Source organism: Bacillus sp. FJAT-45066 (assembly GCF_002335755.1).
GTDB lineage: Bacteria > Bacillota > Bacilli > Bacillales > Bacillaceae_I > Bacillus_CD > Bacillus_CD alkalisoli.
Genome location: NZ_NISQ01000001.1, coordinates 1,209,870 through 1,229,234, shown reverse-complemented (window position 1 = coordinate 1,229,234; position 19,365 = coordinate 1,209,870). Strand labels below are relative to the sequence as shown.

Here is a 19,365-nt window from a genome sequence, read left to right as displayed (position 1 = left end):
TTTTAGGTGGTTGATAAAAAAATAGCCCTCTAGGATTAGAGAGCTATTTTTTCGAGAATTTTCTTTTTAGTTGAAGTTTTTTACTTAGTTTTGAACGATCTGTTTTGGATTGTTCTCTTTCTGTTCGGTATACTTCATGTAGTAACTTCATTTCGTAGTCGTTATGTTGCATGTTCAAAGCCTCCTGTCATTACTATTATGTAACAGAAAGCCTCTTTTTATGATTTATACTGTTTCTAACGTACGTATAGTTGTTGTTGTACCCATTTTCCTTAACATGTCTCTTGCAACCCAAACACCGCTTGCACTTGCTTGTGCTAATCCACGTGTAATACCTGCTCCGTCACCACCAACATAAAGGCCGGAAATTTCCGTTTCAAATTTATCCGTAAGCTTCGGACGTGCTGAGTAAAACTTTGCCTCTACCCCATAGAATAATGTATGTTCAGATGCTAAACCAGGTGTTACGTGGTCTAGTGCTTCCATCATCTCGATCAAGCTTTTCATTGTATTATACGGTAAAACTAACCCTAAATCTCCAGGAACTGCTTCTTTCATAGATGGCTCTAAAAATCCTTCTTTAATTCTGTTCTCAGTTGAGCGACGCCCTTTTAAAATATCACCGTATTTTTGAACAATGATTCCACCATTCGAAAGACTGTTTGCTAAAGTAGAAACTTCATGTGCGTACTCATTTGGTTTATCAAAAGGATCAGCAAATTTATGTGAAACTAGTAGGGCAAAGTTCGTATTTTCACTACCTAATTTAGGGTCTTTGTATGCATGCCCATTTGCTAACATAATTCCTGAGTGGTTTTCCACGACAACATGACCTGATGGATTGCTACAGAAAGTACGTACTCTTGTACCTACTGAAGTGTTATAAATAAACTTTCCTTCATATAAGTGTTTATTAATTTCTTGCATTACGATATTAGACGTTTCTACGCGAACTCCGATATCAACTTGGTTATTGATCATTTTTAAGCGGCGAGCTTTTAATACTTTTGTTAACCACTTCGAACCGTCTCGTCCTGGTGCAACCATTACGTATGGTGCTGTATAGGTTGTGCCATCTTTTAGCTCAATACCTTTAATACTGTGCTTACCGTCCATTTTCTCTGTAATAATATCTTCTACTTCTACTTTATATTGCATTTCAATTTTAGTTGTTAAATACTCATAAATATCTTTTAAGATTGCTAAGTTTTGCTCTGTACCAAGATGGCGTACTTGCGCTCTTAACAGCTTTAAACCAACTGCATAGCCTCTTCTTTCAATATCTTTTACTTCTTCTGTTAATGGATCCGTTATGGAATCTGTCGCTCCGTGTTTTAAATTAATGGAGTCAACGTATTTAATTAAATCAACAACCGTTGATTCTGGAAGGTAATCTGTCATCCAACCGCCAAACTCACTTGTAATGTTAAACTTACCATCGGAGTATGCTCCTGCTCCTCCAAATCCGTTTGTAATGGAACATGCCGGTAAGCACCCTGCGAATTCTTTTCTACCAGCAGCAGGTGGACATTTCTCAATCTTTTTTTGAAGAATAGGACAATTACGTTTATATATGTTGTGACCTTTATCTATTAATAAAATTTTAGCATTCGGTAATTTTAATGTTAATTCGTAACAAGCAAATATTCCAGCTGGGCCAGCCCCAACAACGATAACATCATAATTTTGGCTCATTGAGTAATCCCCCATTATTCGTGTATGAATTTCAAACCTATGTAAATATAACAAAACCCATCCAACCAGTCAACCGTTTTTACGAATTTAAATTAAGTTTAAGTGTTTATCGTTCGTGTTTTCGTTGTTTTTTAATAATTCCAACTGTTTAAAACGAAAGCGAGTACCTCGTGCTTTCTTCAACAATTAGTTCCCATGCTAAGAGAATAAAAAATAGTGAAGGTTCATAAACCTTCACTACTTCTTATAGCCTATTCATTATTTGCAGTAGCAAGCTCCAACGATAATTAAAAGAATAAATAATACGACGATTAATACGAACGTATTACCTGTGTGCGCTCCAGCTACACCTGTTGGATAACCACATTGACCGTAAGTGTAATAACAGTAATCGTGCATGTTTGATCACTCCTGTATTTAGTTTACACTTTACTTTATGTGATAGGTGGTTGTCTCGTATGTGCATTCGCCTATAGTGGAAAATTAATCATTTGCAAAATTTACCGTTCGTTTAATAATAGTAGTCTTACACATAAATATGGATTCAAATGTTTATTTTTTATTTTCCATGGAATGAAGAATTTCTTCGATGGACTCTAATGAATGACCAATATGCCCATTTTCATCATTTAATTGCTGAATGTTTGCACTCATTTGTTGAAGACCTGCTGAAGCCTCTTCCATCCATGCTGCGAAATCACTTGTATAAGAGTCCGTTTGTTTCGTTTTTTCTTTCACATCAAAAGCAAAACGGGAGTAGTCTGCAACGGTTGATTCTAAAAGTTTTAACGTTTTTTCAATTCGATTAAAATAATCTTCTACATCTTTTGTAGACTGAACATTTTGATTCAATTGGTCCAAGTTGCTTGTTAACTTTTGTAATACAGTGTCTTTAGAGTGATTTAAAGCTAGTAAGTTATCATTAATTTCCACAGTTGTTTGTTCAGTAATATGAGCTAGCTTTCTTATTTCGTTTGCTACAACGGCAAAACCTTTACCCGCTTCGCCAGCACGGGCTGCTTCGATAGAGGCATTTAGAGCTAGTAAGTTTGTTTGTTCCGTAATTTGCTTAATGTTTTTCGTTAATTCATTCGTTTGTTCGATTCGATCTGTCAGTTGTTGAAAGACTTGGGCTACTCCTGTAACATCGTTTGAAAAACCACTCATATGTTGAACTAAACGTTTTGCTTGTAAGCTGCCATTATTGGATAAATGTGAGGATTCTTTCGTTTTTTCCTCTAAAAACGATGATTTTTCTACCATGGAATCCATCAATGTAGCAACATCATTTGAATGTTCAACAATATAACTAATTTGGTCCGCTTGTTTTTGGCTTGTGCTAGAAATCTCTTCTACTGTATCTGAAATTTCTTTTTGGGAAGAAATGTTCACTTTTAATTTACTATGGATGTTTTCCACTTCTTTCATTAAGTTTATCGCATCCGCTTTAAATAATTCTTGCTTCTTTTCTCTCTCATGCTGTTCTTCCGTCATCTTTATAACTAAATGTTCAAATTGTTGGAATAAAGTTTTTCCGATGTGAACTTGTACAAACGTGATAATTAATAAAATAAAAAACAATAAAAACAAATTCCCTATTTGTCCGTCTAATAACATGTTCCCATTCATAAAGGACCACATAGAATAAGAGAATAACATGGTACTACATATTGCTCCTATGATAAAAACAATCCTATTAAAATATAAAGTTGCTATCGTAAATACTAAGAAAGGTAAAACAAATCCAGATAAGGATGCACCTCTGATTACCAAAATAGTAAAAAATACAATAAAAGTAGCAATAACAGCAAAATAAGGTACGACAAAATGGAAAGTATTATTCCATCTTGCTAGGAAAAATAAAATGATACCTAAACACAACGCCGATAATAGTGTATATGTAATAACAGGAGCTACTGGTACTAATATATTTACTATCAAACCAGCTCCGTACGCTAAAAAAACAACAAAAAACATGAGCGAATTTTTTTTATACAGGTCTTCTAATTTTAATTGTTTAATGCTCATAATATCCGACATTGACTTTCCCCTTCCAACCGCTATAAATAATAATATAATTCTAGCATTCTATTCTACAAAAAAATATAAAATCCTTTAAAGTTTGCGGTTTTCGACAAAAACAAAAAGAAGTTCGTTATTGTTAGCAAACGAACTTCTCAGCATTTCATATAAATAGAGATTTGTATTCCCCATATCCTTCTTTTTCAAGGTCATCGACTTTAATAAATCGTAATGCAGCGGAGTTTATACAATAACGTAGTCCACCTTTTTCGCGAGGTCCGTCTTCAAAAACATGACCTAAATGTGAGTCTGCATCTTTGCTTCTAACTTCCGTTCGTACCATGTTATGGGTTACATCCATTTCTTCAACTACTTGCTCTTTTTTTATCGGTCTTGTAAAACTTGGCCACCCGCAACCTGCATCATATTTATCTAACGAGCTAAATAAAGGTTCACCAGAAACGATATCCACATAAATTCCTTCTTCTGTGTGATTCCAAAACTCATTTCTAAACGGAGGTTCTGTTCCATTATTTTGTGTCACTTCGTATTGAATGGCAGTTAAATTCTGTTTTACCTTTTGGTCACGATCAGAATCTTTCCATGCACTTTTAATATATGCCGCACGCCCTGAACCTGTATGATACATCTTATAACGAAACGGATGTTTCTTATAATAATGTTGATGATATTCTTCTGCTTCGTAAAAAATTTGAGCAGGAAGAATACTCGTCACAATAGGTTTTTGAAACTTACCGCTTTTATCTATAATTTCTTTTGATTTTTCTGCGAGTTGTTGTTGTTCATCATTATGATAAAAGATCGCTGTGCGATAACTGTTTCCTCTGTCATTAAATTGTCCTCCTGCGTCAGTTGGATCAATTTGTTGCCAAAAAATTTCTAACAGTTTTTCGTATGGGAAAACAATTGGATCAAATGTAATTTGGACAGCTTCGTAATGACCAGTTGTTTCGGAACAAACTTCTTTATATGTTGGGTTTTCTTTATGTCCTCCTGTATATCCTGAGACGACTTTTTCTATTCCGGGCTGTTTATCAAAAGGTTTTACCATACACCAAAAGCACCCACCGGCAAATGTAGCTTTTTGAAAATTGTTTTGCATAGAATCACTTACCTTTCTCGTATATATGGAAATAATTATAACAACCATTTTCTTAAATTCACAATTTAAGCACTTAAATTCTACTTAATGTATTGCTTATTATGTTAAAATGTAGCAAGAATTCTTTTTCGTACATACTAGGAGGTCACCATTTTGCAAAAAAAAATAGATGTTTACATCCTTTCAGGTTTTTTAGGTAGTGGTAAGACGACATTACTGAAAAAAATGCTGAAATCTGAAACGGAACTAGGTAGAAAAGTCGCGGTTATAATGAACGAATTAGGGAGTGTATCCATAGACTCTGATCAAGTACCGAAAGATTTACCTTTGTCTGAACTTTTTGATGGATGTATTTGTTGCACCATTCAAGAAAAATTGGAGTCTACTGTCCAAGGTTTATTATATGAAAAAGACTTAGACGCTATTTACATTGAGACAACTGGTGCAGCACACCCTATCGAAGTATTGGATACGTTATTGTCCCCTCTGTTTGCAAGTAGGTTAGAGATTGCAAAAGTAGTATCATTACTTGATGTAACAAGGTGGAATGATAGACATACTTTCTCCATACAAATCCAACAATTAATTAGAGAGCAAATCAAGCATGCGGATCTAATTATTTTAAATAAAACAGATTTACTTTCAGAAGAAAAAGTAGCTTCCGTATTATTTGAAATTCAACAAATAAACCCAAAGGCCGCTTGTTTCCTGACATCATTCGCTGATATACCTTTAGATAGTTGGAAAACAATCTCTTCCATCGAAAGAGACAAACATGAAGCGTTGCATGTGAAAAACGAGCTGAATTTACGTACATTTGTTTATGAGTTTAAAAATGAAATCGATTTAGACGAATTCGAAGACTGGTTAAAGAATCTTCCCGATACTATTTATCGAATAAAAGGTTATATAAAATTCAAGAATACGAGCAGTATCTACTTGTTTCAATATTCATACGGCACACCACTCTACTTAAAAGAACCAATTAAAGTACCATTAAATCTCGTAATCATCGGTGAAGAATTACAAAAAGATATACTAACATCCCAATTAAAAAAATTAGAAGAGGCTAGGACAAAACTAAATTGAATTAAGAAAAATCCGTAATATTCCTAATAACTTAGGAATTTTTCGGATTTTTTTATTTTTTTAAAATTGCATTTTACATTCTTAACTTTCCAGCAGATGATTGGAGCTCAAGCCGAAGACTCCTCGAAAATGCTAACGCATTTCCTTACAAAGGATGTATCGCTTGGTAGCCTTCCTTGTCCTGCGTGAAAGCGTGTTAAGTGAGACCCCACAGGCGCCTGTGCCGAGGAGTAGGTTTTTTCACGACAGTGAAAATAACCTACCTTTATACCGCCCGCAAAAAGCGAAGGCTTGCGCTCCAATCATCTGCGGCAAAAAGGAATATTTTTTGGAATATGTAAGGAAACCTTACAAAAAGGAAGTCAATATATTTCATCTGTAATATAATAAATGAAAAGAGTTAGCTTTCTAAAAAAGCTACATTGGGATGTGTTACGATGAAGTTTGATGAAAAATCGTATAAAGAGAAAAAAGTAATTTCTATAGGTACCGTTCGAGAGCTAACTGGATTATCCGAGAGACAAATTCGCTATTATGAAGAACGAAAACTAATTTTCCCTGCAAGAACAGCTTCAGGCATACGTAAATACTCTTTCTTAGACATAGAAAAACTTGTAGAAATAGCTAATCATATCGAAGACGGCGTACAAACGTATGAAATTAGACAACAGTGGAAAAAGAAAGAAAAAGAACAAGAAAACTGGAAAAAGCAAATGTTAAAAGGGCAAATTCAAGCACATTTCAATAAAAACAATACTGGACATTCTTAACTTAGTTAGTATGTATAAAACTTCCTAAAAAACAAATAGTATAACTAGGAGGTGGACATACAATGACTTCACCATATTTATGCCCAAATTGTAAAACGAACCGATCTCGTTTTAATATTATTGAACAAGTACCTAAATCGGTAAAACTTAATCCACAAACGGGCGAAGTTTTAACAGAATTCTCTTCTGAAAACTTAGATGCTTTCCATATTGCTTATAAAGGTCCTTCACATAAAGTGCAATGTGGAACATGTGGGCAAATTGAAGAAGAAAGAACTTTCATTAAACACGCAGAATTAAAAAATACGTGACGCTAGTAGAAAATCTACTGGCGTTTTTTTATGGAATGAAACATACACAATAGTCCAAGTCATCGTGAATATGCTTATACCATATGGTTATTTAGTTATTTATTATAATAGCGAGGTGTAGACATGGACTTTCAAGCAAATAACAGAAATTTCGAGGAAGAAGCAGAAAAATATTGGTTAATGGCTAATTTCTTTCAATATGTAGACCCAATGAAACACTTATACTACTACAAGAAATATATGAACTTATCTTCCCAATCTATTCAAATGAGGAACAACTCAAGTGTTCGTTTTCTCCATGCTTCCCCTGATGCTCCAGCAGTAGACGTATATATAAATGATGAAAGAACATTTACAAATGTTAGGTATAAAAACATTAGTGAATATGTTGAGCTTCCAGGAGGTGTTTATCAAGTAGAAGTTTATCCTACAGGTGAAAAAAATGTAGCAGTTTTAACAGAATCACTAAGTGTGGAACAGAATGAGTTATACACAGTTGGAGCAATTGAAGAAGTTAACAATATTAATTTATTTATTTGGACAGATGATCCTAGTGTGCCAACAAGTGAAACGAAATTTAGATTTATACACGTATCATCTGATACCCCAAATGTAGATATAGCTGTTCAAGGTGGAGATGTTGTTTTTTCAAATGTTGCATTTAAAGAAGTTACAGAATATTTAGGGTTAACACCTATGACAGTTGACCTAGAAGTTAGAGTCGCTGGTACTAAAAATGTTGTGTTAACATTAGACAGAATTAAATTTAGACCTGACATTGGATATACAGTAATTGTCGTGGGGTTTGCAGAGAAAAAGCCAGGTTTAGAAACATTATTTTTGGTGCCGTAACTTAAAAATGCTCAGTCGACTGACTGAGCACCCCTTTTCATAATATTAGCACCATGCAGCACCAACAATGATTAATAGAATGAATAATACTACGATTAACACGAAAGAGTTACCACCAGGATAACCTGCGCCAGCTACTTGAGGGCCGTAACCGTAAGATGGACCACACCAACCCATAATTGTCACCTCCTTATAAGTGATACATTCACCGCTATATAAGGTGCACTTTTCATATTCCAGAAGTAGAGAATTAAGGAGATATATTAAGCACACTCTCCTGAGAACATAATTATCTCAAAATACCTGCACCTACAATGATTAACAAGATGAATAAAACTACTACTAAAGCGAAACCAGATCCATATCCAGTATGACTCATGTTGTACACCTCCCCTTCTTTCCTAGTGATAATTTATGCAGTTACGCCAAAAGTGTAAAGGCGAATGCCCATATCTAGGAAAAATAGGGATTTAACCTGATTAATACGTTTATTTTATAACAAAAAAAAAGACCTGCTTCTATAAGCGGTCTTCTGTTCGTTTTATTCTACAGGTACGTATAATCTAAATACTAAATCGTCTTTTTCTAGGTCAAAATTTACTAACTTAACTTTTGTATCGCCTTGAAGTTTTAGTTCCGTAATTCCTACGTAGATTAATTGTTCGCTTGGAGAAATCGTTACCCACTCAGGTAAAGGATAATTGTCAGCTACGTATTTCAACACCATCGCTACTGGTACTTGTAGTCTACCAATAGACATCGAATCTTGATTAAGAATAACATCTCCATTTTCTTGGACTTCTGGAACAAATGTCATCGTTAATGGGATATTTCGCTCAAAAACTGTTATTTCTCCACGTAACTCTACGCGATCGGTTAGGGTAACATCATAGTTCAATGGCCGCTTCGTTTCTCTTTTTAAATAATAATCAATCAAATCATTCAAGTCTTCTTTATTCGATTGAATGGTAAAGCCAACTCTTTTTCGTTCATCCTCATTTTTATTAAACATTATTTTGTTACCGTTTGGTAAAAAAATAAGGAAAGAAACAGTTAGAGCGATTATGATATTAACTATTAGTAATATGAAAAATGATGATTTCCAAGATTTTATTCGTTGTAACATGGTAACTACTCCTCTACAGGCTCATCGAAAGCTAGTTTTTTATACTGCTGGTCAATAGCCTCTACCACTCGTTCTCCAATTAATGAATAGCCAATTTCATTTGGGTGAAACTGGTCATCATCTAATAAATGTTGAGTAGGATCTAAAAATATATCATCAATAGAAATAAAATGTGTATTTTCATAATTAGCTAAAACAGTTGCACTAACATTATTCCAATTAGTAACGACTTCATTCATTTCGTGTATTTCTTGGAAAAATTGATAAAATGGATTGAAAATTCCGATTACATAAATAGGGCTAACTTCATTGTGCTCTCTAATTGTCCCAAGTACGTCTGTAAACCGCTCTCCATATAGAGTCTGTTCTTTATCAAAAAGAGGAAAAGTTAAAGATAAGAAGTTTTCACGAACTACTTTCATTAAATCATTTCCACCTATTGTTATAAAAATAACATCGGCTTCTGTTAGGGATTGTTTTACTTCATCTGAATTAAGGCGTCGTTGTAAATGGTCTGTTCTGTTTCCTCTAACACCTAAATTTTTAATAGCAACATTGTCGATATATGATTTTTCCTCGTAATAATCCTTTATAAATGGTACATAACCACCACTATTCGTTTGGTCACCAACACCTTGTGTTAAAGAATCTCCAAAGAAAACTAAGTTTAAGGATCGATCAAAAAATTCATTTGGAATTTCCTCTTTTTCGTTTAATGCTAAGTGTTTTAATTGGTTTTCATTAACTACTTCTTCTTTAAATTTATTAAAAAAGCCGTCTTCTGTCGAAAGTTTTTGGTTAATTGTATGTTTTCGTTCTTGTAGTTTGTCTAAAATAACGTTTGAACTGGAGCTGTTTGTAGAACTACAACTAGCTACGAATATTAAAATAAATACGAAAGATAATAAAAGAATTGATTTTTTCATTATGCTCACCCTTTAATGCTGTTACTACTATTATAGCACTTTTATCCCAATGCTGATACTCTTACACATCTTTAATATGTAACGGAAAAAAGCTAATAATGTATACATTACCTTTGATAATCCATATTAAACATAAAGTTCAGTTGGAGGTTTTGTTGATGGATAAAAAAGGAAATGGCGAGAAAGAGATTTTAGCTTGTAATAAGGAAGTGTCGAAAGATTTATTTATGAAGGAGTTATATGCAATTGTGGATGATGGTGCCCGCTCATCTGTTGAAGATGAAGAAAAATCAAATAAGGATGCGTAAGACGCATCCTTATTCTACTAACTTCATTTATTGGCTGTGTTAAAGGCCGCTGTTGATTTCAACAATATTTATTAACATAGCCTATTTATTTAATAATATTTGTGCATGTTCTAATATTTCTTCATATGGAACATCAAGTCCATCGTAGCTTTTCACTACTACACCTTCTTCGTTAACTAAGTACACCCTTGTACCGTGTATAACTTCGGGGTCATTTTTAGGTTTTACAACGATGGCCTTGAAATTTTTCATTGCATATTCTTCGATATATTTTTGAGAGTAGCCAGTAATAAAGCTCCAATTGGAGTAATCTGCATCAAACTTGTTTCCAAAATCTTTAAGAGTGGCGGGGTCATCAATTTCTGGATCTACAGAGAAAGAAAGCAATTGAATATTAATGTCTTGTTCTGCAGCCATTCTTTGTAAACGAGCCATGTTAGCTGTCATTGGAGAACATACAGTAGAACAGTTTGTAAAAATCATATTTACAACTGTTACCTCTCCCTTTACGTCATTAGATAAACTAAAGTCCTCACCATCTTGGTTTATGTGACTAAAATCTTCTAAAGGCCAGTTCGTTTTGTCAGGTATTGTTGCTTCGTTACATGCCGTTAGCACTAGTGAAGCTATGAATAGTAATGCCAAAGAATAAAATTTCTTCAAATTATTTCACCTTCTTCATGAATTCCTCTTCTACTGAGTTTAATTTCTTATAAAGTTCGTTTAATGAAAATCGAACTTTATAAAAGTTTGTATACAAGTTGTACTAATAAAAATACTAAATTTTTAGCTGTGTTAAAGCTTAGTGTAGGTAAAAAAACTAACCTGTTGATTTCCGTGCTAGTCTGAGACTCCTGCGGGAGAAGCAGGTAGCGGGAGACCCCACAGGCGCTTGCACCGAGGAGTAGGTTTTTTCACGACAGTGAAAATAACCTTCCTTTTTACCGCCCGCGGAAAGCGAAGACTGGTACGGAAATCAACAGTGGTCCTTTACACAGCCAAATATTAAATAATAACAAGCTATAACTCGTTTTCGGATAGTAGCTATACATTATGACACGTACTCCATTACAAATACTATCAAAAATCATTGCTATAGAAAAGAAAAGGAACTTGAGTTTGTCAATTAAACGAAAAATGTGAACATAATTGTTCACATTTAGGAAAGCAGGTTATACATTTATGAAGATGGAAAACTTAACAATCTTAGCTATTTCCTCTACTTCATTTGTACTCGTATTAGGAAATTCTCTCTTAATTCCGATCCTCCCTGAAATGAGAACAGATTTATTATTAACCGAGACAGAAGTAAGTCTAATCATAACGATTTTTTCTATTGTTGGGGCCATTACTATTCCTTTTTTAGGTTACTTGTCGGATAATATTTCACGAAAAAAAATAATCTTAGTTTCCTTATTCTTGTATGGTGTTGGTGGCTTAATAGCTGGTGTGGCTAGTTTAAATGTATCTTCTTTTACACTGGAGTGGTTATTGGTTGGTAGAGTGTTACAAGGTATTGGTTCTGCAGGTACTGCTCCTATTGCTCTTGCATTGACTGTAGATGTTTTCAAAAAATCAGAGCAAGTAAAAGTATTAGGGTTAATAGAAGCAACAAATAGTTTTGGTAAAGTCATTTCCCCACTACTTGGAGCGTTGCTTGCCATCTTTATGTGGCCATTAGTGTTTTTTTCTTTTCCGTTGTTTTGTGCCATTATTTTTGTTCTTATTGCCTTTTTTGTAGAGGAAAAGAAAGTGGTTCCAAAAGCAAGGCAAAGTTTCGGAAATTATGTTAGCGGTCTTAAAGGAGTAATGAATCAACAAGGAAAATGGATTCTTGTTAGCTATGTAGCTGGTGGAACGTGCTTATTTCTTATATTTGGAATGCTCTTTTACATAACGGAGTTTTTAGAGGCAAGATATAATACACACGGAGTCATCAATGGACTCTTATTATCTTTTCCATTACTCTTTTTAACGCTCGGTTCCTATTTTATTGGAATGAGAATGGAGAAAATTAAAATCAATAGAGTAGATATTGTGATTTTTAATTTTATTATTTGTTCTCTACTATTTCTAGTTTTACCTTTCATTACGTCATTAGGACTCTTTTTTGCCATAGTGTCCATCATTAGTGGCTCGATCGGTTGTATTCTACCTTGTATTAACGCCATCATTGCTACTAACTCGGATTCATCTTCTCGAGGTTTTGTAACTAGCATATATGGTTCTGTCCGTTTCATTGGTATTGCCCTTGGACCTTTAGTCTTTGCACAATTTATGATTGAACGAAACTTCATACTATTCTTCTCTTTAGCAGTATGGACAGTAATAGTTGCTTTAAGCTCCTATTACTTCATAAAAAAATCTTCGTACGAGAACGAAGAACAACTGCAACCGGAATAAGATGTTGTTAGAATAGTTCTTTATGAGTATTTATCGAATTGAACTGCTGGTGGTGTGGACGACTCCTGTGGGAAAATCAGGCAGCTGAGACCCCGCAGAGCCGACTGGCTCGAGGAGACTCACCGCCTCCCCCGCGGAAAGCGTCCACACCACCGGCACGGAATTATATTTACTTTCTAAATTATTATTGGTACTTCCTCATGTTCGGACGAAGGTTCTTTATACTAACGATTATTGCTCCAAAGGTTAGTAAAATAAAAGCCAATACAAATCCTACGCCGATTGGTAACTGAATACCTGAATAACGACTAATTTCCGCATGTATTTCTGGTGTGAAGTTTGTCGTCATAATGATAAATGGATTAAACATGGCAATAAAATATGGAATTGGATTTGTGGTCCCTTCCCCACCTACACTTCCTATCAGACCAATAGAGAATACGGTTAACAAAGCTGTTCCAGCGGCTAAGAAAAAAACAACTCCGTACGTACAAATCATCGCCACCATTGTTTTTCGTATAAGTGTAGAAAACATTACGCCAATACTACCAAAAGTTATCATTGTTATAAGATAGATCATAAAAGTGTAAAACAATAATTTAGGTGAGATTCCACCAAACAAAAATACAATACTATATAAAGGTAAAGAAGAGATGACAATAAGCAACAGAAAGGATAGAGAAGAAAACAACTTACTCAATATGATACTTGTAGATGTTTGTTGGGTCGTTAACAAAATGTTTAATGTTTGCTTTTCACGTTCACTACTAATAACACTAGCTGTTAAACCTGGAGTCATAAAAAAGATTAATGCTAGCTGAACGAATGCAATTAATGTAAACATCCCTCTACTGTTATCTGGATTAAAAAAGCCTGCACTTTCAAAACTAGTTTGTAGATAAATAAAAAGTAAGGCAATTAAACCGAGTATCGCTAAGTAGAAAAATATTGCTACAAAGCTTTTGAAGCTTCTAAATCTTAGTTTGAATTCTTTGTTTAGCATTGGATTCGTTAAGAGATGTTTCATTCTTCCACCCCTTTCGTAATCTCCATAAAGATATCTTCTAAGTCTGTAGCTTCTTGACTAAAGTTTAATATTTTCAGCCCATGTTGTAGTGCAGCATGGAGCATGTCAACTTGTTCTTCCTCACTACCAGTGAAGCTAAAGATAATCGTGTTTTTTTCTTTTTCTTCCACGTTAGAAATAGTTGATTGTCCGGCAAAAAACTTCAATGCTCCATCTATATCATTCAGCACAGTTACATGAAAGATTTTGTTGGCTTGTAATCTTTTATGAACTTCCTCAACTCTTCCTGTTGCAACAAGTTTCCCACCATTAATAACACCGATTGTGTCACACATTTCAGCTAACTCCGGAAGAATGTGTGAACTAATCATAATGGTCTTGCCCATCTCCTTTAAATTCTTCATGATACCACGCATCTCAATTCTAGCTCGTGGGTCTAAGCCTGATGCTGGTTCATCTAATATTAATACTTCTGGATTGTGTATTAACGCACGAGCCAAACAAAGTCTTTGTTTCATCCCTCGGGAAAGAAGATCAACATAGGAATCTTTTTTGTTGGATAAATGAACTAACTCTAATAGCTCTGGTATTAATTTATCACGCTCACTAGAAGGAATGCCGTAACTGGCACCATAAAAATCTAAATATTCATCTGCTCTTAATTGGTCATAAACCCCAAAAAAATCAGGCATATAGCCAATATGTCTTCTTACTTCATGCGGTTGTTTCGTAACATCGTATCCGTTTATTGTTGCGGTACCACTAGTTGGTGCTAAAAGCGTCGCTAAAATTGAGAAAGTTGTCGATTTCCCAGCTCCGTTATGACCTACATAACCAAAAACAGAACCTTTTTCGATAGACAAATTCAAAGAATCTAAAGCCTTAATGTTACCATATGTTTTTGTTAGATTCACAATGTTAATCATGTTTTAGTTCTCCTTCTAGCTTTATTCTTGGTAGGAACAATTCCCGGTCTTCTTGAGAAGAATTTTCTACGATGATTTCGACTTTATTTGAGCTTCTAATGTAATCCGAAATATCCTTATCGATCGTAACGGATGCAGCTTCTAACTCTACTAATTCATTACTGTTTTGATTGACGATAGAGAACCTAAGCCCTTTATTTCGTTCAGAAACTGTAATGTTTAATAAAGAAAAGTTTGTCGTTTCTTTTTTTATGGCTTCAGGTATTTCATAAGTAATAGAATAGGAGCCTTTTCCTACAAAAGCAGTTTTATCTTCTTCATGTAATCCGTCGTAATAAATAAAGCCATCTTTATTTTCTACGATGTCGATGTTCGTTATAAGTGACTCTTCTGTTAAGGAGAAAGATCCTCCAACTTTATTTGTAATTTGTATTGGAATGGCTATTAGGTGTAAGGCGGATTTCCCAGATTCTTTTCCATTTACTTTTGTATCGTATAAAGGGACCGTCGTATACCCAATGATTACGGGTGAATTAAAATTATGCGTCATACCTTTTCTTACAATCAATAATTCTAACAGTCTATAACGCTTGAAATCTTCTAATTCTGACTTTTGTAACCTTGTGCCATATTCTCTATTTGCAAAATTCGGGAACAAGTTATTCAAAGCACTATAATTAAGTGGTAAAATATGTGAGGCACTTTGATTTCCAATGGAAAAGGAAAGATTTTTCTCTTCACCAGATGCTAGGCTGCCAATTTCGTAAACGTGACGTCCAGTTAATATATACGCATCGTTCATTTTTATCGGTAAATTATTGAGAACAACTCCTTCTAGCTTTCCATCGTTAATTTCTAGTTTGGAAGAAAACGTTCCTAATTGTATTCCAGATACTGGACCAACCGCTGAACGGATTGACCAATATTCTACATCATTAAACTCGACGCTATTTGATTTCCCTCCTACATGTAAGTAAGCATATTTTCTTGCAATGTCACTATCGCCTCGGTACGTTCTACTTACTGGAAACAAGTCTACATGTTTATTTTCAATCTCATATTGCCCGCCACTGTTAGAGAGAAAAGAAACAACGCCATATCCTGAGGCTTTATCTCCATCCAAAAGGAGAATACTAGATTCATTGATTTGAGTGCCTTTTAGTCTATCTTTTGCTCCAACTGTAAAGATAAGTAAACTTGTAACGACCGCAATAGTTGGAACAAGCCACCAAGCATGTTCTCTTTTATTCTTTCTTTTTAAGATAAAATATAGTACCGGGGTAATTAAAAGTAAATATAATGCAAAACCAAAGATTAAGAGAGGAACAGAAATAACATTGCCTGGATAGATGTCTCCAATGTACGACAACGATGACGTAAATTCTTCCTCTATGTTATATCCATATTTTATATCGTTGTTTTTCGAACTAATGTATCTTGTTAAAACTCCTCGGAAATATTCACTTGATTCTTTCCATTCCGTCATTTTATCGTTACTGAAACTTGTTGAAAATTGAATAACTGATCCTCTTCCGAATTGTTTCGTTAATGTAATCGGAATCTCATTCTCACTTGTTATGACACTTACTTTATCGTCTAAAACTGTTCCATTAAAAACTTTCAAGTTGCTTGGCATTTGTTTTGGTGATTTTAATTCGCTTGTGCTACTAGGTGTTAATAGAAGGAAATCCTCCAAGCCTTGCATCGAATTTACAACATTCATGTTCGTATCAAAAAATAATGTTCCACCTTGATATACCCATTCACGAATGGCGTTTCGTTGTTCTTCGGAGAAGCGTTGCAAATCATAATTATTTACAATTATCAAATCTAACATTTCAAGGCCTTTATGGTCATTCGAAAGTTGGGTTTCATCCACTTTAAATAGTTCGATGGATTCACCTTGAAGTCTCATTAATTTAAAATAGTCTACTTTTGTTGCGTCATTACTTAATATACCTGTAATAATCCGTTCAGGTGGAAGCGTACTTGGAGTGGAACCTATGTTACCAGTCAGCTTTATCTCTTTTCCTTTTTTAACGCCACCTTCATAGAAACTGAAGATACTATTATTCAAATTGTGTTCGTACATACCTTTTATTACGATGTCAATTTCCTTCGTTTCACCACTTGAAATGGAAACAGGGATTACATAGCTTCCAGTCATATTGTACGTGGGATTAGAAAATATAACGAAGTCTCCTTTCATCGTTTCATTGCTATGATTTATCAATTGAATGTTGATTGGAAAGGATTTACCAACCTGTACTTTATTTTGAATACCATACTGCACTTTTGCTTCTAATGAATTTTCCGCAAAAGTATTCAACGGAATAATTAACATAGATAATAAAAAAATAATAACCCCATAAAAACCACTTTTTCTCACAATTTATCCCCCTAAAAATTCGCCATACACTAATATATTTTATAGACGAACTTTTAAGAGAAAAAGTTTCGATATTATTGAATTAATTTCACAATGCTCTTCGTATACATACTTAGTGATACAGTCTCAATTAGTGTTTATGATTAATTTTAATCCATTACACCTGTACGAAGAATATTTGAGTCAACTTTAACTGTAAAGATTGCATTCGGGTATAGCTCTCTCCATTGTTCTTTATCAAACTTTTTATAACCTACTCTAGCTCGATAAACGTTACCAAATCCTATTGGATCAGAATTCATTTCCTGAAGTTTATAAATAATTTCTTCTGTATGTTTTGCAATATCTTTGCTAATTTCCTTTTCCAAAAGTTTTACACCTTCTGGTTTTCCGATATCATAGTTTTCTGATATTTCCAGAATACGTGTATCTATTTTTATGGTAACTTCAAAACTAGGAACTGCTTCTTCAACCAATTTTACTTTTACATTACTTCTTAAGTGTTCTAATGATAAGTACATTCTTTCATCATTAGTTTCTTCACCTGGTTTGATGAATTTTTGTAGGTCTTCTTTTGGCATTTCTAATTCAACATTACCTGACTTAAAAGGGTCTTTTATTAGCTTTAGATAAAATAACTCATTTGTCGATATCGATCCTACCACTCTGTCATCTTGAAACAATGCAAGGCCTTTTACGTACATCGTTCCTTGAGAAAAGGAAAGCATTGGTACAGTAGCATCTCTTCCTTCGCTGTAATAACATTGCATAAATTCATGTAAAGTTGGTGAAAGAAGTGATTCTGTTTCTACATTTTGCCTGATGAGTTCATATAAGTATGTTCCTGCGTTTGTTATATCTCTTGATTGTTGAGCGGAAGTGAGTAAATCGTATGCAGATGTTTCACTAACAGCCATATATACCATTGTTCCTATTTCGGCATCTCTTCCTAATGTATCAATATACTGAATCATGCCTTGTTCCGCTAGTTCTTTTCCAAATATAATTGCACGAACTTGTCCTGCCAACAATCTTCTACTTGAAGAAAAGTTTTCTTGCTGTCTAATACCTTTTGCAGTACGAGCAACAGAAGAAACAAGCTTTGTGTTATTTGGATGAAGTGGATCAAATTCGTAATATACAATCGTACCTCTTAATAAATCTTCTTCCTTGTCGTATCCCGCTACTGTTACTAAGCCCAATTCTTCTAAGTTTCTAGACTCTAAACACGCAGTCATTAGAAAACAACAGCCTAATAGTAGAAGAATGCTTTTACATTTATGCCCCATTTTTTTCACCAACTTTTTTTCTAACATTGGAAAGAAAAACAATAATAAAAAGTAATGTTGAATAGCCAAATACTATCCCAAATCCGATTTGACCTACCATATCGATGTATTCATTTATAAATACTCTTTTACGAAAGAACAGGGATATAATGAAAATCATTGCACTGCAAATGACAACAAGGAATTTTTGTTTTACACCAAATGTTTTCTTTAACCCACGTGTTGCTGACCACATGATAATGAGTATATTTGGTAAAATGACAATCAACCAAACAGATACTGTAACAAACTCAAATCTCTCTAAATTCGGAAAGTGAATAATTTTAAACATGGATAAAGTTGCCCATATCGTTAGTTCAAGTTGTTCCCCGCTAAAATATCCTATCGATACAATCATGATCAAAACTAAAAGAAAAGCAGTGAAACCGACTGCAAGATGAGCATAAAAGGGAACTTTTTCTTTGTTTTTTATAAAGGGATAAACGAAAAATAGTGATTCAAACCCCAACACAGTAAACGATGCTTTGTAAGCACCCATCACCAACTCTTTTGGACTAGATTCTAAAATGGGATGAAAAAAGGTAAGATCCATATATTTCATAGGTTCTGTAATAATAAAAACTAACCAAATGGCAAGAAAAAATCCTAAAAAACAAACACCTACAACTGTCCTTATGCCACCGAATACCCCGTAAATGGTTAGTAGTAGTATGATTGAGGCAATCACCCATGAACCCATCTGCGGGAACACCCATGCTTGTACAATTTCTGTATAGGCCAAAATGATGGCCAAAAATCCAGCCAATAAATACGTAATAAAGACAAGATTTATAGCTCCTCCGAACCATTTTCCAAATAAAGCTTTATGAATATCAAATAAATCTTTATCTTTATAACTTTTCAAAATATAACAAATCATAAACATAACGGTATTCATAACGAAATACATAATAAGCAAGGAAATCCAAGCATCCTGTTTAGACTCCATGAAAATGACACGTTGATAACCAGTTACTCCAACTCCCATTTGAGTCGTATGCACAATGAAAAACGTCAAATAGGCAGGAAATAATAAATATTGTTTTTTTATATTGGTAGTGTTCAAATGC

General features: G+C 34.2%; 21 protein-coding genes and 1 pseudogene. 6 read left to right on the top strand and 16 right to left on the bottom strand.

From position 1 onward, the window contains the following. Nucleotides 1–43 precede the first annotated feature (43 nt). The 6 genes and pseudogenes from CDZ92_RS20265 to msrA all read right to left on the bottom strand — a co-directional run. Entirely contained in the window at nt 44–172 is a 129-nt protein-coding gene (locus tag CDZ92_RS20265; RefSeq protein ID WP_255249790.1) for a hypothetical protein, read from the bottom strand. A 53-nt stretch (nt 173–225) separates the two neighbouring features. Then, a complete protein-coding gene (locus tag CDZ92_RS06275; protein ID WP_096154395.1) occupies nt 226–1,695 on the bottom strand; it encodes an NAD(P)/FAD-dependent oxidoreductase in 1,470 nt (489 codons plus the stop codon). Nucleotides 1,696–1,953: 258 nt separating this feature from the next. Next, nucleotides 1,954–2,094: a YjcZ family sporulation protein gene (locus CDZ92_RS06270; protein ID WP_096154394.1), complete on the bottom strand. Its 141-nt coding sequence runs from the start codon at nt 2,092–2,094 to the stop codon at nt 1,954–1,956. A 153-nt stretch (nt 2,095–2,247) separates the two neighbouring features. After that, nucleotides 2,248–2,862 carry a methyl-accepting chemotaxis protein gene (locus CDZ92_RS20585; RefSeq protein WP_406564923.1) on the bottom strand — a complete coding sequence of 205 codons (615 nt, stop codon included), beginning with the start codon at nt 2,860–2,862 and terminating at the stop codon, nt 2,248–2,250. A 1,018-nt stretch (nt 2,863–3,880) separates the two neighbouring features. Beyond that, complete coding sequence (gene msrB, locus CDZ92_RS20580; protein WP_406564922.1) at nt 3,881–4,333, bottom strand: peptide-methionine (R)-S-oxide reductase MsrB; 453 nt, start codon at nt 4,331–4,333, stop codon at nt 3,881–3,883. Beyond that, nucleotides 4,319–4,840, bottom strand: a pseudogene (msrA, locus tag CDZ92_RS20575) (peptide-methionine (S)-S-oxide reductase MsrA); the annotation flags it as partial. The pseudogene msrA and the gene msrB, both read right to left, overlap by 15 nt. A 153-nt stretch (nt 4,841–4,993) precedes the next feature. Between msrA and CDZ92_RS06255 the strand changes: the two are divergent. The 4 genes from CDZ92_RS06255 (at nt 4,994) to CDZ92_RS06235 (ending at nt 7,862) form a co-directional block, all read left to right on the top strand. Then, nucleotides 4,994–5,929, top strand: coding sequence for a CobW family GTP-binding protein (locus CDZ92_RS06255; protein WP_096154391.1), 936 nt, complete (start codon nt 4,994–4,996; stop codon nt 5,927–5,929). Between the two features lie 437 nt (nt 5,930–6,366). Continuing rightward, complete coding sequence (locus tag CDZ92_RS06245; RefSeq protein ID WP_096154389.1) at nt 6,367–6,699, top strand: MerR family transcriptional regulator; 333 nt, start codon at nt 6,367–6,369, stop codon at nt 6,697–6,699. 62 nt (nt 6,700–6,761) lie between these two features. Continuing rightward, complete coding sequence (locus CDZ92_RS06240) at nt 6,762–7,010, top strand: DNA alkylation repair protein (protein ID WP_096154388.1); 249 nt, start codon at nt 6,762–6,764, stop codon at nt 7,008–7,010. A 123-nt stretch (nt 7,011–7,133) separates the two neighbouring features. Then, the gene (locus CDZ92_RS06235) at nt 7,134–7,862 is read left to right on the top strand and encodes a DUF4397 domain-containing protein (RefSeq protein WP_096154387.1); all 729 of its coding nucleotides are present in this window, start codon (nt 7,134–7,136) and stop codon (nt 7,860–7,862) included. A gap of 45 nt (nt 7,863–7,907) precedes the next feature. On the opposite strand, the gene CDZ92_RS06230 is transcribed toward CDZ92_RS06235, so the two are convergent. From CDZ92_RS06230 to CDZ92_RS06215, 4 genes are all read right to left on the bottom strand, one after another. Next, complete coding sequence (locus tag CDZ92_RS06230) at nt 7,908–8,039, bottom strand: YjcZ family sporulation protein (protein ID WP_096154386.1); 132 nt, start codon at nt 8,037–8,039, stop codon at nt 7,908–7,910. Nucleotides 8,040–8,151: 112 nt separating this feature from the next. Further along, a complete protein-coding gene (locus CDZ92_RS06225; RefSeq protein ID WP_096154385.1) occupies nt 8,152–8,241 on the bottom strand; it encodes a YjcZ family sporulation protein in 90 nt (29 codons plus the stop codon). A gap of 162 nt (nt 8,242–8,403) precedes the next feature. After that, nucleotides 8,404–8,988 (bottom strand): YpmS family protein, encoded by a 585-nt coding sequence (locus CDZ92_RS06220; RefSeq protein WP_096154384.1) that lies wholly within the window; start codon nt 8,986–8,988, stop codon nt 8,404–8,406. A 5-nt stretch (nt 8,989–8,993) separates the two neighbouring features. Beyond that, the gene (locus CDZ92_RS06215) at nt 8,994–9,914 is read right to left on the bottom strand and encodes an SGNH/GDSL hydrolase family protein (RefSeq protein ID WP_096154383.1); all 921 of its coding nucleotides are present in this window, start codon (nt 9,912–9,914) and stop codon (nt 8,994–8,996) included. 158 nt (nt 9,915–10,072) lie between these two features. Here CDZ92_RS06215 and CDZ92_RS19890 point away from each other — a divergent pair, with 158 nt between their 5' ends. Beyond that, nucleotides 10,073–10,222, top strand: a complete 150-nt coding sequence (locus CDZ92_RS19890; protein WP_157842716.1) for a hypothetical protein — start codon at nt 10,073–10,075, stop codon at nt 10,220–10,222. Between the two features lie 81 nt (nt 10,223–10,303). On the opposite strand, the gene CDZ92_RS06210 is transcribed toward CDZ92_RS19890, so the two are convergent. Continuing rightward, on the bottom strand, nt 10,304–10,885 hold the full coding sequence (locus tag CDZ92_RS06210) for an SCO family protein (protein WP_255249789.1): 582 nt from the start codon (nt 10,883–10,885) through the stop codon (nt 10,304–10,306). 519 nt (nt 10,886–11,404) lie between these two features. Between CDZ92_RS06210 and CDZ92_RS06205 the strand changes: the two genes are divergently transcribed. After that, nucleotides 11,405–12,625, top strand: coding sequence for an MFS transporter (locus tag CDZ92_RS06205; RefSeq protein WP_096154382.1), 1,221 nt, complete (start codon nt 11,405–11,407; stop codon nt 12,623–12,625). A 184-nt stretch (nt 12,626–12,809) separates the two neighbouring features. On the opposite strand, the gene CDZ92_RS06200 is transcribed toward CDZ92_RS06205, so the two are convergent. The 5 genes from CDZ92_RS06200 to CDZ92_RS06180 form a co-directional block, all read right to left on the bottom strand. Further along, nucleotides 12,810–13,652 (bottom strand): ABC transporter permease, encoded by an 843-nt coding sequence (locus CDZ92_RS06200; protein WP_096154381.1) that lies wholly within the window; start codon nt 13,650–13,652, stop codon nt 12,810–12,812. Beyond that, on the bottom strand, nt 13,649–14,578 hold the full coding sequence (locus CDZ92_RS06195) for an ABC transporter ATP-binding protein (protein ID WP_096154380.1): 930 nt from the start codon (nt 14,576–14,578) through the stop codon (nt 13,649–13,651). The genes CDZ92_RS06200 and CDZ92_RS06195 overlap by 4 nt, the downstream gene beginning before the upstream one ends. Beyond that, nucleotides 14,571–16,967 carry a hypothetical protein gene (locus CDZ92_RS06190; RefSeq protein WP_096154379.1) on the bottom strand — a complete coding sequence of 799 codons (2,397 nt, stop codon included), beginning with the start codon at nt 16,965–16,967 and terminating at the stop codon, nt 14,571–14,573. The genes CDZ92_RS06195 and CDZ92_RS06190 overlap by 8 nt, the downstream gene beginning before the upstream one ends. 149 nt (nt 16,968–17,116) lie before the next feature. Next, nucleotides 17,117–18,256, bottom strand: a complete 1,140-nt coding sequence (locus CDZ92_RS06185) for a Ger(x)C family spore germination protein (protein WP_157842715.1) — start codon at nt 18,254–18,256, stop codon at nt 17,117–17,119. Next, a complete protein-coding gene (locus CDZ92_RS06180) occupies nt 18,246–19,361 on the bottom strand; it encodes a GerAB/ArcD/ProY family transporter (protein WP_096154377.1) in 1,116 nt (371 codons plus the stop codon). Before CDZ92_RS06180 ends, CDZ92_RS06185 begins: the two co-directional genes overlap by 11 nt. Nucleotides 19,362–19,365: the final 4 nt, after the last annotated feature.

Excerpts from the sequence above, each read along its gene's own strand:
- CDZ92_RS20265 (WP_255249790.1), bottom strand. The coding sequence starts at position 172 with ATGCAACATAACGACTACGAAATGAAGTTACTACATGAAGTATACCGA.
- CDZ92_RS06275 (WP_096154395.1), bottom strand. The coding sequence starts at position 1,695 with ATGAGCCAAAATTATGATGTTATCGTTGTTGGGGCTGGCCCAGCTGGA.
- CDZ92_RS06270 (WP_096154394.1), bottom strand. The coding sequence starts at position 2,094 with ATGCACGATTACTGTTATTACACTTACGGTCAATGTGGTTATCCAACA.
- CDZ92_RS20585 (WP_406564923.1), bottom strand. The coding sequence starts at position 2,862 with ATGAGTGGTTTTTCAAACGATGTTACAGGAGTAGCCCAAGTCTTTCAA.
- CDZ92_RS06245 (WP_096154389.1), top strand. The coding sequence starts at position 6,367 with ATGAAGTTTGATGAAAAATCGTATAAAGAGAAAAAAGTAATTTCTATA.
- CDZ92_RS06240 (WP_096154388.1), top strand. The coding sequence starts at position 6,762 with ATGACTTCACCATATTTATGCCCAAATTGTAAAACGAACCGATCTCGT.
- CDZ92_RS06235 (WP_096154387.1), top strand. The coding sequence starts at position 7,134 with ATGGACTTTCAAGCAAATAACAGAAATTTCGAGGAAGAAGCAGAAAAA.
- CDZ92_RS06230 (WP_096154386.1), bottom strand. The coding sequence starts at position 8,039 with ATGGGTTGGTGTGGTCCATCTTACGGTTACGGCCCTCAAGTAGCTGGC.
- CDZ92_RS06225 (WP_096154385.1), bottom strand. The coding sequence starts at position 8,241 with ATGAGTCATACTGGATATGGATCTGGTTTCGCTTTAGTAGTAGTTTTA.
- CDZ92_RS06220 (WP_096154384.1), bottom strand. The coding sequence starts at position 8,988 with ATGTTACAACGAATAAAATCTTGGAAATCATCATTTTTCATATTACTA.
- CDZ92_RS06215 (WP_096154383.1), bottom strand. The coding sequence starts at position 9,914 with ATGAAAAAATCAATTCTTTTATTATCTTTCGTATTTATTTTAATATTC.
- CDZ92_RS19890 (WP_157842716.1), top strand. The coding sequence starts at position 10,073 with ATGGATAAAAAAGGAAATGGCGAGAAAGAGATTTTAGCTTGTAATAAG.
- CDZ92_RS06205 (WP_096154382.1), top strand. The coding sequence starts at position 11,405 with ATGAAGATGGAAAACTTAACAATCTTAGCTATTTCCTCTACTTCATTT.
- CDZ92_RS06200 (WP_096154381.1), bottom strand. The coding sequence starts at position 13,652 with ATGAAACATCTCTTAACGAATCCAATGCTAAACAAAGAATTCAAACTA.
- CDZ92_RS06195 (WP_096154380.1), bottom strand. The coding sequence starts at position 14,578 with ATGATTAACATTGTGAATCTAACAAAAACATATGGTAACATTAAGGCT.
- CDZ92_RS06185 (WP_157842715.1), bottom strand. The coding sequence starts at position 18,256 with ATGGGGCATAAATGTAAAAGCATTCTTCTACTATTAGGCTGTTGTTTT.